Annotated in this window: 14 protein-coding genes; 2 read left to right on the forward strand and 12 right to left on the reverse strand. The window is 61.2% G+C overall.

The genetic code is table 11. From position 1 onward, the window contains the following. Window positions 1–10 precede the first annotated feature (10 nt). Window positions 11–2,017, forward strand: a complete 2,007-nt coding sequence (locus tag ACFOEV_RS09140) for a YjbH domain-containing protein (protein WP_386773098.1) — start codon at window positions 11–13, stop codon at window positions 2,015–2,017. A 28-nt stretch (window positions 2,018–2,045) separates the two neighbouring features. Here ACFOEV_RS09140 and ACFOEV_RS09145 read toward each other — a convergent pair whose 3' ends face one another. Together ACFOEV_RS09145 and ACFOEV_RS09150 are read right to left on the reverse strand one after the other, a co-directional pair. Beyond that, window positions 2,046–3,305, reverse strand: coding sequence for a D-amino acid dehydrogenase (locus tag ACFOEV_RS09145; protein WP_386773100.1), 1,260 nt, complete (start codon window positions 3,303–3,305; stop codon window positions 2,046–2,048). Window positions 3,306–3,546: 241 nt separating this feature from the next. Then, a complete protein-coding gene (locus tag ACFOEV_RS09150; protein ID WP_386773102.1) occupies window positions 3,547–5,481 on the reverse strand; it encodes a putative bifunctional diguanylate cyclase/phosphodiesterase in 1,935 nt (644 codons plus the stop codon). 393 nt (window positions 5,482–5,874) lie between these two features. Between ACFOEV_RS09150 and ACFOEV_RS09155 the strand changes: the two genes are divergently transcribed. Beyond that, complete coding sequence (locus tag ACFOEV_RS09155; protein WP_386773104.1) at window positions 5,875–6,669, forward strand: 2OG-Fe dioxygenase family protein; 795 nt, start codon at window positions 5,875–5,877, stop codon at window positions 6,667–6,669. 123 nt (window positions 6,670–6,792) lie between these two features. On the opposite strand, the gene ACFOEV_RS09160 is transcribed toward ACFOEV_RS09155, so the two are convergent. From ACFOEV_RS09160 to trpA, 10 genes are all read right to left on the reverse strand, one after another. Next, on the reverse strand, window positions 6,793–7,374 hold the full coding sequence (locus ACFOEV_RS09160; RefSeq protein WP_386773106.1) for a YceI family protein: 582 nt from the start codon (window positions 7,372–7,374) through the stop codon (window positions 6,793–6,795). A gap of 62 nt (window positions 7,375–7,436) precedes the next feature. Beyond that, window positions 7,437–7,991, reverse strand: a complete 555-nt coding sequence (locus ACFOEV_RS09165) for a cytochrome b (protein WP_386773108.1) — start codon at window positions 7,989–7,991, stop codon at window positions 7,437–7,439. A 159-nt stretch (window positions 7,992–8,150) separates the two neighbouring features. Beyond that, entirely contained in the window at window positions 8,151–8,843 is a 693-nt protein-coding gene (locus tag ACFOEV_RS09170; RefSeq protein ID WP_386773110.1) for a type 1 glutamine amidotransferase domain-containing protein, read from the reverse strand. 144 nt (window positions 8,844–8,987) lie between these two features. Further along, on the reverse strand, window positions 8,988–10,208 hold the full coding sequence (locus tag ACFOEV_RS09175; RefSeq protein WP_386773112.1) for an O-succinylhomoserine sulfhydrylase: 1,221 nt from the start codon (window positions 10,206–10,208) through the stop codon (window positions 8,988–8,990). A gap of 12 nt (window positions 10,209–10,220) precedes the next feature. Next, on the reverse strand, window positions 10,221–11,738 hold the full coding sequence (gene purF / locus ACFOEV_RS09180) for an amidophosphoribosyltransferase (RefSeq protein WP_386773114.1): 1,518 nt from the start codon (window positions 11,736–11,738) through the stop codon (window positions 10,221–10,223). A gap of 60 nt (window positions 11,739–11,798) precedes the next feature. Beyond that, window positions 11,799–12,353 (reverse strand): CvpA family protein, encoded by a 555-nt coding sequence (locus ACFOEV_RS09185; protein ID WP_386773116.1) that lies wholly within the window; start codon window positions 12,351–12,353, stop codon window positions 11,799–11,801. Beyond that, window positions 12,350–13,030, reverse strand: a complete 681-nt coding sequence (locus tag ACFOEV_RS09190) for an SPOR domain-containing protein (RefSeq protein WP_386773118.1) — start codon at window positions 13,028–13,030, stop codon at window positions 12,350–12,352. The genes ACFOEV_RS09185 and ACFOEV_RS09190 overlap by 4 nt, the downstream gene beginning before the upstream one ends. Further along, window positions 13,011–14,360: a bifunctional tetrahydrofolate synthase/dihydrofolate synthase gene (folC, locus tag ACFOEV_RS09195; RefSeq protein WP_386773120.1), complete on the reverse strand. Its 1,350-nt coding sequence runs from the start codon at window positions 14,358–14,360 to the stop codon at window positions 13,011–13,013. Before folC ends, ACFOEV_RS09190 begins: the two co-directional genes overlap by 20 nt. Further along, a complete protein-coding gene (accD, locus tag ACFOEV_RS09200) occupies window positions 14,338–15,288 on the reverse strand; it encodes an acetyl-CoA carboxylase, carboxyltransferase subunit beta (protein WP_386773122.1) in 951 nt (316 codons plus the stop codon). The genes folC and accD overlap by 23 nt, the downstream gene beginning before the upstream one ends. Window positions 15,289–15,369: 81 nt before the next feature. Continuing rightward, window positions 15,370–16,173 carry a tryptophan synthase subunit alpha gene (gene trpA, locus ACFOEV_RS09205; RefSeq protein ID WP_386773124.1) on the reverse strand — a complete coding sequence of 268 codons (804 nt, stop codon included), beginning with the start codon at window positions 16,171–16,173 and terminating at the stop codon, window positions 15,370–15,372.

Raw genomic sequence — 16,173 nt, forward strand, 5'->3', positions numbered from 1 at the left:
AAATGGTTTCATGCAAGAACAAAGCGATTTCGGCGGGGTGGGCCTGATGCAAACCCCCACGGCACGCATGGCGCCCGCGGGGCAGTTTTCGCTCTCCTATAGTCGTACCGCCCCGTATCGCCGCTATAACGTAAGCCTCCAGCCCTTCGACTGGCTGGAAGCCGGTTTTCGCTATATCCAGATCGAAGATCGTCGTTTCGGCAAAGCCGCACCAGGCCATAACTATCTCGATAAAGGCATGGACGCCAAATTCCGCCTATGGAAGGAAAGCCGCTACCTGCCACAAGTGGCCCTTGGACTGCGCGACGCCGGTGGTACCTCACTGTTCGGCAGCGAGTTCCTGGTCGCCAGCAAGCGCTGGCGCGACTTCGATTTCAGCCTGGGGTTAGGCTGGGGCTATCTCGGGACGCGTGGAGACTTCGACAATCCCTTATCGTTCGTAGCTGACAGATTCGAGAATCGTCCCAGACAAGGAGGCATAGAGGAAACCGGGGAATTTGGACTGAATCAACTGTTTCGCGGTCCCGTCGGCGTGTTCGGCGGGGTCGAATATCAGACCGCGTGGGAACCGTTGACCCTGCAGTTCGAATACGAAGGCAACGACTATGCTGACGAGCCCGCCGATTCGCCGCAGGAGCAGGATTCACCCTTCAATTTCGGCGCCCGTTATCAACTGAGCAATAGCTTCTCCCTCGGGTTAGGGTGGCAACGCGGCAATACCGCCATGGCCAGCATCAGCTTCAGTACCAATCTCGCGGGGCTAAGCCAGATCAAACGCGACCCGGCCCCCGTGGAACTCCAATCGGCCCCCAGTGGGCATACCGATGACTGGCAAGCTGCCAGTCGCGAACTTCAAGCCAATGCTGGCGTACGCGTGTCACGCATCATCGAGCGGGGCGATACCCTACTGGTCGAAGGCGAGCCCACGCGCTTCCGTTCGATGCCCCAGACCACCGGTCGCGCCAACCGTATCCTGCACAATTACACCGATGACGACATCGAGACGTTCCGCTATCGCTGGCAGGCAGCGGGTATGTCGCTACGCGAAGACGTACAACCGCGCGAAAAGTTCGTTACCGCCGCTCAGTCCGCGGAAGACGGAAACGACTACCGTTACAGCCTTTATTCCCAAGCGGACACCCAACGCGATGGCGAGATGTTATACGAAGAACCCCTGGATCGCTTTCGCTACAGCATAGGGCCAGGGCTGGACCAGAACTTCGGCGGACCGGACGGCTATCTGTATCGACTCTTCCTGCAAGCCAATGCCGAGTACCACACCGACCGCAACGGCTGGCTCTCCAGCACCTTGACCTGGACCTTTGAAGACAATCTCGACCGATACAACTATATCGCCTCTTCCGACCTGCCGCGGGTACGGACTCACGTCGGCGATTACCTGAACGAAGCCGACCTGGGGCTGATCAACCTGCAGTACACTCGCACCGCCAAGCTCGGCGACGACTGGTATGCCATGGGTTACGGCGGCCTGCTGGAAATGATGTACGCCGGCGTCGGTGTCGAAGTGCTCTACCGTCCCTTCAACAGCCCCGTTGCCTTGGGAGCCGACCTCAACTACGTGCGGCAGCGCGAGTTCGATCAGCGTTTCGACTTACGCGACTACAGCACCTGGACCGGCCACCTCACTGCCTACCTGGATACCGGTCTCCAGGACGTGCTGGCCAAAGTCAGCGTCGGTCGCTACCTGGCCAAGGATATCGGCACCACCATCGACCTCTCGCGGGAGTTCGACTCCGGCGTACGGATGGGCGCCTGGGCCACCTTCACCGATGCCGGCGACGACTACGGTGAAGGCAGCTTCGACAAAGGAGTGTATCTGTCACTGCCCGTCGACGCCTTCTTCACCACCTCGAGCCGGGATCGGATGCAACTGAACTGGCAACCCTTGACCCGCGACGGTGGCGCCAAATTGCAACGCCGCTACCAGCTCTACGATCTCACTGGAGAGCGGCAAATGGGCCACTATTGGGACAAGACCGGCGATGCCTGGAAGTGAAGATACTGCGGACGCTTACGCATGACGGTCATACGGCGTAGCGAGCGACATCCAGCCCCTGCGGATCGATTTCCGGGCGACGGCCGGCCATCAGGTCGGCCAGCAGGTGGCCGCTGCCACAGCTCATGGTCCAGCCCAAGGTGCCATGGCCGGTATTGAGCCACAGGTTGTCGTAGCGGGTCGCGCCGATGATCGGTGTGGAATCCGGCGTCATCGGGCGCAGGCCGGTCCAGAACTCGGCCTGTTCCACATCGCCGCCTTCCGGAAACACATCGCGCACCACCATGCTGATGGTCGCCCGGCGCTTTTCCAGCAAGCTCAAGTCGTAGGACGCCAGTTCCGCGGTTCCCCCCACGCGGATACGATCATCGAAGCGAGAGATCGCCACCTTGAAGGTCTCATCCATCACCGTGGACTGAGGCGCACCGCCATCGTCGATCACCGGGACGGTCAAGCTGTAGCCCTTGACCGGGTAGATCGGCAGACGGATACCCAGGTCCTTGACCAGGAACTTGGAGAAGCTGCCCATGCAGACCACAAAGGCATCGGCATGGAACTCACCTTCACTGGTAATCACGGATTCAATGCGGCCGCTGCTGCGCTGGAGACGCTGGATTTCGACGTCGAAACGGAAATTCACGCCCAGGCGGTCACGACAATAGTCGGCCAGGCGATTGGTGAACAAGTGGCAATCGCCGGTCTGGTCGTCGGGGAGGTGAAGACCGCCGACAAACTTGCCGGGAACACGGGCTAAAGCCGGTTCGACGTCCTTGATCTCATCGGCGTTCAAGAGCTTGTGGCGCACACCACACTGCTCGAGGACTTTCATGTCCTTGCCTACCGCCGCTACTTGGCCCTCGTTGCGGAACAGTTGCAGCAAACCACGCTGGCGGTCCTCATAGCGGATCCCGGTTTCTTCACGCAAGGCATTGATACAGGCGCGGCTGTATTCCGCCACGCGCACCATGCGTTCCTTGTTGATGGCATAACGCTCGGCGGTACAGTTGCCGAACATCTGCATCATGAAGCGCGCCATGATGGGATCCATCCGGGGCTGGATCTTCAGCGGTGCATGCTCCTGGAACATCCACTTGACGGCCTTCTGAGGAATGCCCGGCGCCGCCCAGGGCGAGGAAAAGCCGAAGGACACCTGACCGGCATTACCGTAGCTGGTCTCCAGAGCCGGCCCCGACTGCCGATCGACGACGGTGACCTCATGCCCCTGGCGGGCCAGATAATACGCACTGGTGACCCCTACCACACCACTGCCGAGAACCAGAACCTTCATTGCCCATCCCCTCTTGTCGATTTGCTGGCGGGAATTCGCGACTCGCGTCGAAGCCGAAAACCGGTCGCAAGTATAGAGGGAGATAGACAGGAAATTATTCCAAATAAACTCTCTATTATAAACTTTTATTTTAAATTTTAACCATTTATTGTTTTTTTATATTGTTTAATAAAATATTTTAGGTGTTTTCCACTACCCAAAACTCTCACCTCGCAATTGGCGTCGCCAAGGGCTATCGAATTTAACCTGAATACTTGTCGGTCACCGCCACCAGGCCACCCAACAACTTCTGGGTATCGGTCGCACTCATCGGCTTGAAATGATAGTAACCCTGCACCAGGTCACAGCCCAGTTCACGCACCAGCTCGAGTTGCTCCTCGTTTTCCACGCCCTCGGCGACCACCTCGAGCCCCAGGCGATGACCGATGAAAACCGTCGCCGCCATGATGGCCTGGTCGCTGGGATTGGAGGGGGCGTCACGAACGAAGCTACGATCGATCTTGAGTGCCGTAACGGGGAACTGTTTCAGATAACTCAATGAAGAATAGCCAGTGCCGAAGTCATCGATGGCGATCTTCATGCCTCGGTGATAGAGCCGTCGCAACGTATCGAGAACCTGATCATCGGCCTCGATCAGCACGTTCTCGGTCAGCTCGATCCCGATGTCTCGCGGCGAGAGCTCATACTCTTCCATACAGGCCTCAAGCCGCTTGAAAGTCTCGACCTGAGTGACCTGTTTACCCGAGAAATTGATATCGATGCGGTAGTCGCCGAGCCCCATGGCCTTCCATTGCGCCTTCTGTCGGCAAGCTTCACACAGCACCCAGTCACCGAGTCGGTGAATCAGGTTGGAACGCTCGGCCACGGCAATGAACTCACCCGGAGATACCGCTCCCCCTTCTTTCGGAAACCAGCGCAGCAATGCCTCGAGGTTCTCGATGCGCCCGCTGCCGGCAGCCACCTGGGGCTGGTAATAAAGCGCCAGCTCACCGTCACGCAAGGCATTCTGCAAGCGTTCGGCCAATTGGTGCTGATGAATCAGTTCGTCGTGAATCTGCCGATTGAAGAACCAGTAACGATTGGGACCGGAGAGTTTGGCTCGATTCTTGGCGACGTCGGCATTATGGATCAGCTCACGGGCGGTGCTACCGTTGTCGGGATACAGACTCACGCCGATACTGGCCGTGACATGCAGTTCCCGTTGCCCCAGTACGAAGGGTTGACCAAAGGTGTCGATGACCTTGTCTATCAACTGCATCACATCATAGTCGGCCTTGAGATGGGGAAACGCCATGACGAACTCATCGCTGCCAAAACGCGACAGCAGGTCGGAACTACGCTGGCAACGGCGTAGCCGCTTGGCAACCAGGGACAGCAAGGCATCGCCCTGTTCATAGCCTTGGGCATCGTTGATCTCGGCGAAACGATCGAGATCGACGAAAACCACTGCCAGGAAGCGGTTTTGGTCATGACATTCCCCCAGTAGCACCTCGACATCGGCTTCGAAAGTCTGGCGATTGGGAAGATGGGTCAGGCTATCGAAGCGAGTCACGAAATCCAGATCGCGCCGTGCCTGTTTCTGGTCCGAGAGGTCGACGTCGACACAGAACATCAAAGGGTCTTCGGTGTGCTCGCCCAACATGACGTGATGCGAGAATACCGAGACGGGAGCTCCGCTCTTGTGCTTGAGCTCAAGCTCGCTGGCGGGAATCTCGATCCCGTGCTCCACCCAGGCTCGATGACCCGCAATCACACCATCGCGCATGTCGTCGGGGATGATCAGGTCTTCCAGGAGAGAGCCCTGCACTTCTTCCGGCAGATAACCATAGAGTCGCGTACTGGCCTCGTTCCAGTATATGACGCGGCGTTCGCGATCGTAGCCCTGCACGGCAACTTTGGGCAGACTTTCCAGAAGCGCTCGGAAGCGTTGCTCACTCTCGCTGTGACGACGCTGCGCCGCCTGTAACTCATCGGTGACTAGCGGCGCTCTCACGACGTTCCGACATTGCCGCCAGGCCAGCCACACCGTTGACGCGGAAACGATCACACCCCCACTGGCCAGCACTGCACCCCACGATGACAGACTGGTGATCAGCAACACGACCATCAGGGCGGCGACCATGACCGACATGGCAAGCAGCCAAGCAGCGTGCTTATCGTACCGCCCGTTGGACATGGCTCTCTCTCATTGGCTTCTTCGTCTGCGCCGCTTCCAACCGGCCATCCATTCGTGAAGCAATCTTACACATAAGCGCCTCGCAACCCTAGACATCGCTGCCAACGACTGTGGGCTGCCGTTTCAGTCTCCCCTGGCGTGACGTCCTCCCCGCTCTCCTTACCCACACCACCTTTCCGGCTCCCAGCTCCATGCGTAGCCACTGCGTATAACCTTACTGCTTTTTCTGTAGCCGCTTCTACAACATAGCGCCTTTCATGACTCCATACTCAATATGAAAAAAAGATACCTTTCATTGACATTTCTTTTCATTGCTTTTCATTCTTTCTACTGTTGCTCCCGCAACGACATCTTCAGTCGTTCTGCTGAAGGTGAATCTAAGAGGAAATCGCAATGAAACATGAAAGTCTCAAGCACGGCTATGACCTGTCCAGCATGACCTTCGACAGTAGCCACGGCTACTGGCCCGCCAGTGTGCATAACGAGCTGGCGCAGTACGAGTGGAGCCTGGCGGACATCAGTCATCGCATCGACCTGAATGCCTGGCAGGGCTTTCTCGCCGACCTGCCACGCGACCCCTATGTCAGCCGGCGCTGGAAGCGCATGTCGTGGCTCAATCTCACCGACAGTGATGACGTGCAGATAATGGGCGAATGCCCAATGGCACAGGGTGGGATGTTCAACGATGCCGAAAGCATGGCGGACAAGCTACGGTATTATCCCGGCCTGGATCCGGCTTTCGTCGAGCGCAGCGATGTGAAGGCGTTCGTTCGCGCCTGGGCCAAGCTATGGGGAATCGGCCCGCGCGAACCGATCCTGATGCAGATCACCGGTATCCGCGGCAAGGGGCAGTTCGATCCGCTGCAAGGTCAGGGCATTCATGCCGACGGCTGCAAGTATCTCAGCATCCTGGTGCTCAACCGCGAGAACGTCAGCGGTGCCACCAGCCGCCTGTATGCCGACAAGGCAGGTACTCAGCCCCTGGATGAACGGGTTCTGAATCCAGGCGAAATCCTGCACATTCGCGATGACCGCCTCTTCCACTCGGCCGACGCCATGGCACAGGAAGATCCGAGTCTCCCCGTCGAGCGTTTCATCATCATCATCAACAGTTGCTTCGTGGATGGTTTCCAGAACCGTATGCTACGCCGTCACTTCCCCGACGCCGTACTCAACGACGTGTTCTGAAAGGGCAGCCCAGACTTGATGCGCGATGATCGACCAAGCCGGTCAGCGAGATGCTGACCGGCTTTTTCATGCAAAAACGCTCCCGGGGGCGGTCCCGGGAGCGGCCGGTGACGATTGCCGATCCTACTGGCGGATTCCTTCGAACGTCAGGTCCATCTCGACCTCTCTCATCACCGGGGGAAAATCGCTCATGTCGATGTCAAAGTCGGCCAGCGACAAGGTCGTGGTGCCTTCGAAGCCCTCACGATAATTGCCCCAGGGATCGTCACCACCCCCCACGTGATTGACGTCGATGGTGATGGAGCGGGTCTGACCGTGCAGCGTCAGGTCACCTTCGAGCTGGCCTTCCCCCTCACCGGTGCTGGTGAACCCGGTGGAACGGAATGTCGCTTCGGGATACCGCCCCGCATCCAGGAAGTCGTCGCTGAGAATATGCTTGTCACGCTCGGCATGATTGCTGTCGAGGCTGGTCACGTCGATATCCACATTGACGCTGGATGCCTCGGGGTCATCCGGGTCGTAGCTGAACTCGCCACTGAAGTCCCGGAAGGTCCCCAGAATGTAGGAATAGCCCAGGTGGTTGATCTTGAACTGGATGAAGGCATGCTGGCCCTCGGTATCGATCACGTAGTCGGCAGCCTGGGCCTGGGTGATCGGGACCAGCACGGCAGTGGTCAGGGCAGCAAGCAAGGTCTTCTTCAACATACGAGCGTCTCTTTGCGGTTTGAATCGATAGAGTGGGTTGAACCGACATGACGCCATCGCCGCTAGCGGCGATGGCTGAAGCGGGGTGACAACATGCGCAGCAGGGTGTCGTGGCGATCGATCAGGTGATGCTTGAGAGCCGCCAGGGCGTGACCGGCGGCGAGAATCATCAGGGCCAGGGCGCTGTACCAGTGCACCGTGCCTGCCAAGGATGCTTGATTGGGAAGATCATGGACCAGTGCCGGCACGTCGAACCAGCCGAAGACGCTGACACCACGGCCATCGGCCGTGGAAATCAGATAACCACTGAGCAGTGCTGTCAGCAGGAGCACGTAAAGCCCGGCATGGCCGAGGTGGGCGGCGAGGCGCTCCACACGACGCCCGGGGACCCGAGGCGTGGGCTGGAAGACATACCACGACATGCGCAGCAGCGTGCCCCCCAGCAGCAGCATGCCCAGCGACCGATGCCACCAAGGGGCAAGATTATACCAGCTGTCGTAATAGCCGAGCCCGGTCATCCACCAGCCCAGCACGAACAGCCCGACGATAGAGAAAGCGCTTATCCAGTGAAGTAGGATGCTGACCAGTCCCCAACCTTGTCGCGTATTGCGCCACATTGCTCGGTATCCTTTCCAGATGCGCGATACATATCGAGTATCGATCGTTGTCGAGCATACTCATTCCATGATGACGATACAGCCAGGAAATGGTGAAAGCATCATTCACGCTGAAGAAACAATGCCTCGCATTGCTGATCAGCGAGCTCCGTCAATGAATCACGCCGTCTTCAGCAACTTGAGCAACGACTCGGCCACCGGCGCACTGGATGCCGGGTTCTGACCGGTGATCAGCAGGCCGTCGCGGACCTGGAACGGCGCGAAATCCTGCTGGCTGCGCACATAGTGTGCGCCCTTCGCCTTCAGGGCGTCCTCGAGCAGGTGCGGCACCACCTCCGTCAAGCCCACGGCCGCTTCTTCACTATTGGCAAAGCCGGTGACCTCGCGTCCCTTGACCAGTGGGGCGCCCATCTCGTCACGGGCGTTAAGCAATACCGTGGGAGCGTGACAGACGGCAGCAACCGGTTTGTCGGCCGCGATGAATGCCTCGACCAGGCGCACGGAATCGGCATTGTCGGTCAGATCCCACAAGGGGCCATGCCCGCCGGGATAGAAGACGGCATCGAAGCCTTCGGCATCGACATCGATATCGCTGAGTTTGACGGTGTTGGCGAGCTGTGCCTTGGCATCCTCATCGGCCTCGAAGCGGTGGGTAGCGTCGGTCATGGCATCCGGCTGGGTGGAGTTGGGGTCCACCGGCGGCTGACCACCCTGGGGCGAGGCCAGGATGACCTCCGCTCCGGCATCCAGGAACACGTAGTAAGGTGCGGCGAACTCCTCGAGCCAGAAACCCGTCTTGTGACCCGTATCGCCCATGGCGTCATGCGAGGTCAGGACCATCAGGATCTTCATCGTCACGCTCCTTGCAAAAGAAATGTCAGCCAACTCTGAGATGACGGCACCCAGGGAAGGTTCAAGGGGAACTGAGGAATTCTATCCTGAAACGCACGACGCCCCGGCGGTGCGGGGCGTCGTGCAACGATGGCGAGAGAAGACTCAGCGCAGCGCATCGAGGCCGCGGGCCAGGTCTTCCTTGAGGTCATCGAGGTCCTCGAGCCCCACCGCCACGCGGACCAGGCCCTCGGCGATTCCCGCCGAAGCCTTCTGCTCTTCGGACAGCCGCCCGTGGGTGGTGGTCCCCGGGTGGGTGATGGTGGTTTTCACGTCCCCCAGATTACCGGTGATCGACATGATGCGGGTGGCATCGATCACCGACCAGGCGGCTTCGCGACCGCCTTCGACCTCGAACCCGAGTACCGCCCCGTAGGCTTTTTGCTGGCGAGAAGCCAGGGCATGCTGCGGATGGTTTTCCAGGCCGCAGTAATGCACGCGCGCTACCGCCGGATGCGCCTGTAGCCACTCGGCCATGGCCTGGGCGTTAGCACATTGGGCCTTCATGCGCAGGCTCAGGGTCTCCAGGCCCTTGAGAAAGATCCAGGCATTGAAGGGGCTCATGCATGGGCCGCAAGTACGTATTACGCCGAACAGCTCCTCGAGTTCCTTGTCGGGTCCGACCACGGCCCCGCCGATGGCGCGGCCCTGACCGTCCAGGTACTTGGTCGCCGAATGGATCACCAGGTCGGCTCCCAGTTCCAGTGGGCGCTGCAGTGCCGGCGTCAGGAAGCAGTTGTCGATGGCCAGCCAGGCATCGTGGCGGTGGGCGATCTCGGCCAGCGCGGCGATATCCACCACCTCGGAAAGCGGGTTGGACGGCGTTTCGGCGAACAGCAGCCGGGTCCGCGGCGTGATCGCGGCCTCCCAGGCCTCGAGATTCGAAAGCTCGACATAACGGGTGGTAATGCCGAATTTGCCCAGATACTTGTCGAACAGGCTCACGGTCGAGCCGAACAACGAGCGCGAGGCAACGATCTCGTCGCCGGCCGAGAGCAGCGCCAGGGCGGTGGAGAGAATTGCCGCCATCCCGGAACTGGTGGCCACGCAGCGCTCGCCGCCCTCCATCACCGCCAGGCGACGCTCGAAGTTGCGCACCGTGGGATTGGTGAAACGCGAGTAGATATTGCCCGGTTCCTCGCCACTGAACTTGCGCGCCGCTTCCGCGGCACTGCCGTAGACGAAACTCGAGGTCGGGAAGATCGGCTCGCCGTGCTCCTGCTCGTGGGTACGTGCGTGACCGGCGCGAATGGACTGGGTCGCCAGGGCCCACTCCCGGGTCGGGTCGTCCCGGTCGTGTTCATGTTGATGGGAATCGTCGTGCATGGTCGCCCCCGCTCAGTCGAGATCATCATCCTGATTGTGCATGCCGACCAACGCGTGGTCACCCACATTCTGCTGCTTGGCGGCGTCATTGCGCGACGCCTCGAGATCCGCCAGATAGGCATCGTCGATGTCGCCGGTGATGTAGCGGCCATCGAATACCGAGCAGTCGAAATGCTCGAGCGTCGGATTGACGGCACGGCAGGCAGCCTTCAGGTCTTCGAGGTCCTGATAGAAGATGCGATCGGCGCCGATCAGTTCGCCGACCTCGGTCTCGCTACGGCCATGGGCGATCAGCTCGTTGGCGGCCGGCATGTCGATGCCGTAGACGTTGGGATAGCGGACCGGCGGTGCCGCCGAGGCGAAATAGACCTTGTTGGCCCCGGCCTCGCGGGCCATCTGGATGATCTGCTTGCAGGTGGTACCGCGCACGATGGAGTCGTCGACCAGCAGCACGTTCTTGCCCTGGAACTCGATATCGATGGCGTTGAGCTTCTGGCGCACCGACTTCTTGCGCTGGGTCTGGCCGGGCATGATGAAGGTCCGCCCGATATAGCGGTTCTTCATGAACCCTTCGCGATAGGTCACCCCCAGGTGCTGGGCCAGCTCCAGGGCCGAGGTGCGCGAGGTATCGGGGATCGGGATCACCACGTCGATATCGTGCTCCGGCCACTCGTGGAGAATCCGATCGCCCAGTTTGCGGCCCATCTGCATGCGGGTACCGTAGACATAGGCGCCATCGAGGATCGAGTCCGGGCGCGCCAGGTAGACATGCTCGAAGATGCAGGGGGCGAGCAACGGCTTGTCGGCACACTGTTGAGTGTGGATATTGCCGTCCATGTCGACGAATACCGCTTCGCCGGGTGCCAGGTCACGGTGCAGTTCGAAGCCACCGACGTCGAGGGCCACCGATTCGGAGGCGATCATCACATCCTGCTTGCCGTCCTCACTGCGAGAGCCGAAGACCACCGGACGAATACCGTTGGGGTCGCGGAAGGCCACCATGCCGAAACCGTTGATGATCGCCACGGCGGCATAGCCGCCGCGACAGCGGCGATGCACCCGGCGCACGGCATCGAAGATATCCTCGGGATTCAGGTGATGCCCCTGCTTGCCCAGCTCGTGGGCGAAGACATTGAGCAGCACCTCGGAGTCCGAGCTGGTGTTGATATGCCGCAGATCGGTGGAGAACAACTCCTGCTTGAGCTGATCGGAATTGGTCAGGTTGCCGTTATGGGCCAGCGAGATGCCGTACGGCGAGTTGACGTAGAACGGCTGCGACTCGGCCTCGCTCGACGAGCCCGCGGTGGGATAGCGCACGTGGCCGATCCCCACCTTGCCTTTCAGTCGTGCCATGTGGCGGGTGTGGAACACGTCGCGAACCAGCCCGTTGCTCTTGCGCAACAGGAAGCGCCCCTCGTGCCATGTCATCATCCCGGCGGCATCCTGCCCTCGGTGCTGGAGGACTGTCAGGGCGTCATACAGCGCCTGGTTGACCGCCTGGTTGGCCATGAGGCCCACGATACCGCACATTCCGCCTTACCTCGCTTGCAATGAAATCTTGCTGCCGACACAGGCCGGTAGCGTAATCGATTAGGGAGTGTCCGTTTCCTCTCCGCCGATATCCGGCAACGGGATGTCGCGCCACTCACTGGAGCGTTCCGGATCGCGTCGCTCCCACGTTTCCACCTGGCTGACCGCCCAATCGCGCAGTTGCTCGAACGTCGGCCGCAACTCGGCATCCTGCCAGGCCTGGAGCTGCGACAAGGGGGTCAGCGAGATCAGGATCGTCGCCAGCACCAGAATCGCCGCGCCACGCAGGGCCCCGAACAGGGTCCCGGCCACGCGATTGAAAAAGCCCATGCCGACCCACTCCACGGCGGCATGCACCAGACGGATCACGATACCGCACAACATGATCACCACGAAGATGACCAGCACGAACGCCAGCACCAGCCGCCCGTCGGGATTGTCGATCAGGCCACTGAACATGTCGGCCACCGGCTCGGCGAAGATACGCGCCGCCAACAGGGCGACGATCCACGCCGCCAACCCCAACCCCTCACGTATCAGACCACGCGTAAAGCCAGCCATCATCGACATGGCCAGCACCGCGAGGAAGAGCCAGTCGAGCCAGGTCAGACTCATTCGGCCGCCCTCACTCGCACCAGCAGCCCCTGAATATTGGCTCGCTCCTTGAGTTCGGTGCGCGCACGCTCCCCCGCTTCCGAACTGTCATAGGGGCCGACATAGACACTGGTGAGACCGCCTTCACGCTCGCGTCGATAGGCGCTGAAACCCTGCTCGTTGAGCTGGGCTTCCAGCCGCTCGGCGTTGCCCGGCTTACCGAAGCTGCCGGCCTGGACGGCCCACTCCCCGGCGGGGCTCGCCGGGGTCGTCGACTCGGCCGCATCGCTGCGTTCCTCGGCGGCACGCGCCAATTCGGCGATGGGGTCGGCAGGCTTGGGCTTCACCTCTGCGGGAGCGCTGGCGTCGGAAGACGGCTTCGGTTCGACGGGGGGCACCTGCACCACCTGTGCCGGCTCCTCTTCCGACTGTTCCTCCTTCGCCCTATTGTTCCGTATGTCATCCCGGGCCTCGGGTTCGCCCAGCGGTTGTGGTTCGCGGATGTTGCCCAAGGTCGATGGCGGCTCGGGGTCGGGGACGGGCACCCGTTCGACATCGATGGGTTGCTCGATGGTCAATACCGGCTCGGGACGCTCTTCTCGCGGCGCCGGTTCATCGAACAGCATCGGCACGAAAATCACCGCGAGCGCGATGATGATCACCGCCCCACTGAGCCGCTCACGCATTCCGTATTTCATTGTGCTCCCTCCTCGCCGACCGCGATTCCCACCAGGCCAGTACCTCGGCCACGGTGAAGAACGACCCACACACCAGGACCTCATCGTCATCGCCGAGCTCGGCTGCCAGCCAGGCCGCCCCGGCCGCGGGCGAGACCGCCTGGTGCAGGACCGGCTGCCCCACCGCTTCGAGCGTTCCGGCCAAGGCCGCCGCACTGCGTGCACGCTCACCGGAGAGGCCCACGCTCACCCAGGCATCGACGACCTCGGAAAGCGCATCGATCACTCCCTCGGCATCCTTGTCGGCCAACATGCCCAGCAAGCCGATACGTCGACCACGGCAAGGACGCTCGGCCAAGCGTGTGGCCAGGTACGCCGCCGCATGAGGATTATGGCCTACGTCCAGGCACCAGTTGCCCAACCACTGCATGCGTCCCGGCAATTGCACCTCTTTCAGTGCCTGTCGGCAATGGGTCCCTTCAAGGGCCACTCCCGCCAACGCTAAAGCCTGCAGCGCCGTTGCTGCATTATCCAACGGCAGACCGGGGTCGGGGAGCCCCGTAAGCCGAATGCGGCGTCCACTGTCATTTCGCCCCGTCCATTCCCAGGCGTCGGCTGCCCCTTGGCGTGAGAAATGCTCACCCAACGCATGCACTCGGGCACCCAGTTCGTCGGCCACGCCCCGCACGCTGGCCGGCAAGGACGGACTCCCTAGCACGGCCGGGCATCCGGCACGCAGGATGCCTGCCTTCTCGCGGCCAATGCCTTCCAGTTCGGACCCCAGAAAGGCCGCATGGTCCTGGGCGACGGTCGTCACCACGCCCACATCGGCATCGAGGATATTCACCGCATCCAGGCGTCCGCCGAGCCCCACCTCGAGAAGCGCAAGATCCGGTCGCCGCTGGGCAATGCTCCATAGTGCCGCCAACGTGCCGGCCTCGAAATATGTCAGGCTGATCGGCTCACCGGCCAGGCGGGCCGCCTCGACACGCTCGAAGCCCTCGATCAACATGTCATCGCCGGCCTCGCGGCCATCCAGTCGCAGGCGCTCGTTGTAACGCAACAGATGTGGGGAGGTATAGGTAGCTGTCGACAGCCCATGGGCGCGTGCCAGGGCCTCCAGCATGGCGACTGTCGATCCCTTGCCATTGGTACCGGCAACGGTGATCACCCGACCGGCCAGTGGCTGCGCGAGCAACCCCAGACGCTCGCCGACCTCGGCGACACGCTCGAGTCCCAGATCGATGCTCACCGGATGCTGGCGTTCCAGACGGGTCAGCCAGTCATCCAGGGTCAGGGGCAACGTTTCCGACATCGGCGACTCGTCATCAGCGTTCTTGGCTGATGTCATCGATGATCTCGTCGCTTTGCTGTTCGGCGGCGTCGACCAGGTCGGGTTCGCGTTCTTCCGGCACGCCGGATACCGGGAAGTGGATCAGTTTGCGCAATACCCCACCCAGCCGATCGCGCATCTCGCTGCGATGCACGATCATGTCCACGGTGCCATGTTCGAGCAGGAATTCGCTGCGCTGGAAGCCTTCCGGCAGCTGTTCGCGCACCGTCTGTTCGATGACCCGCGGACCGGCGAAACCGATCAACGCATTGGGCTCGGCGACATTGAGATCGCCAAGCATCGCCAGTGACGCCGAGACGCCACCATAGACCGGGTCGGTAAGGACCGAAATATAGGGTACTCCGGCCTGCTTGAGCTTTTCGAGTGCCGCCGAGGTCTTGGCCATCTGCATCAGCGAGAAAAGCGCTTCCTGCATACGCGCCCCACCGGAAGCGGAGAAACATACCAGCGGAATGCCTTCCTCCAGCGCCAGGGTAGCGGCACGCACGAACTTCTCACCAACCACGGCCCCCATGGACCCCCCCATGAAAGTGAACTCGAAGGCCACCGCCACCACCGGCATGCCATCGAGGGTGCCGCGCATGGCGATCAGGGCGTCATTCTCATTGGTGTCCTTCTGGGCCGCCGAGAGACGATCCTTGTATTTCTTGGAATCGCGGAACTTGAGGCGATCCACGGGCTCCAGGTCGGCGGAGAGTTCTTCCCGGCCCTCGGCATCGAGGAACCAGTCGAGACGCTTGCGCGCCGTCAGACGCAGATGATGGTCACACTTGGGGCAGACGCTGTGGTGCTTCTCGAGTTCGGGAAGATAAAGCACCGCCTCGCATTTCGGGCACTTGCGCCACAGGCCGTCCGGGACGCTTGCGCGACGATCCTTGCGCTGAATGCGCCCCATCGACGGGACGATCTTGTCTAGCCAGCTCATGTCAGAAGAGTTCCGTTATGCTGTCATCGGCCCGGCATGCCCGGGCCATCGGTGAGTCGGTAGCGAAGCCTGGGGCACGGCTCAGGCATCGAGGGCCTGGCGCATCTCGCCAAGCACCTCCTTCAGGGCCGGGACGATGGACGCCGGGTCGTCGACACCGGCCGCGATGCGGCTGACCAGCGCGCTACCCACGATGACGCCATCGGCCACCTTGCCTACCGCCGCCGCCGAGGCACCATCACGAATGCCGAAGCCCACGCAGAGCGGCAGTTCGGTCATCCGGCGCAGCGGCGCCAGGTGACGATCGACCTCATCGACGTCCAGCGTCGCGGCACCGGTCACACCCTTGAGCGAAACGTAGTACAAATAGCCTTCGCCTTGGGCGGCTATTGTAACGGCCCGAGCCTCGGAGGTGGTAGGGGCCACCAGGAAGATCGATGCCAGCCCCTGGGCCTTGAGGATGGGACCGAACTGGTCGGCTTCTTCCGGCGGCATGTCGACGGTCAGCACGCCGTCGATACCGGCGCTGGTGGCCTGTTCGGCGAAGGCCTCGTAGCCCATCCGCTCGATGGGGTTGAGATAGCCCATCAGCACCACCGGTGTATCGTGGTCGGTTTCGCGGAATTCGCGAACCATGGCAAACAGGTGGCTCAGTCGGACGCCGTGCTGCAAGGCCCGCTCGCAGGCCTTCTGGATCACCGGACCATCGGCCATGGGATCGGAAAACGGCACGCCGAGTTCGATGACATCGGCACCGGCCTCGACCAGAGCATGCATGAAGCTCACGGTATGCTCGGGTGCTGGGTCGCCGGCGGTGATATAGGGGATTAGCGCCGTACGGTCCTGTTCCTTGAGCGTGGCGAAACGTTGGTCGATACGATTCAT

The sequence above is a fragment of the Litchfieldella rifensis genome, assembly GCF_042646605.1.
Classification (GTDB): Bacteria; Pseudomonadota; Gammaproteobacteria; order Pseudomonadales; family Halomonadaceae; genus Litchfieldella; species Litchfieldella rifensis.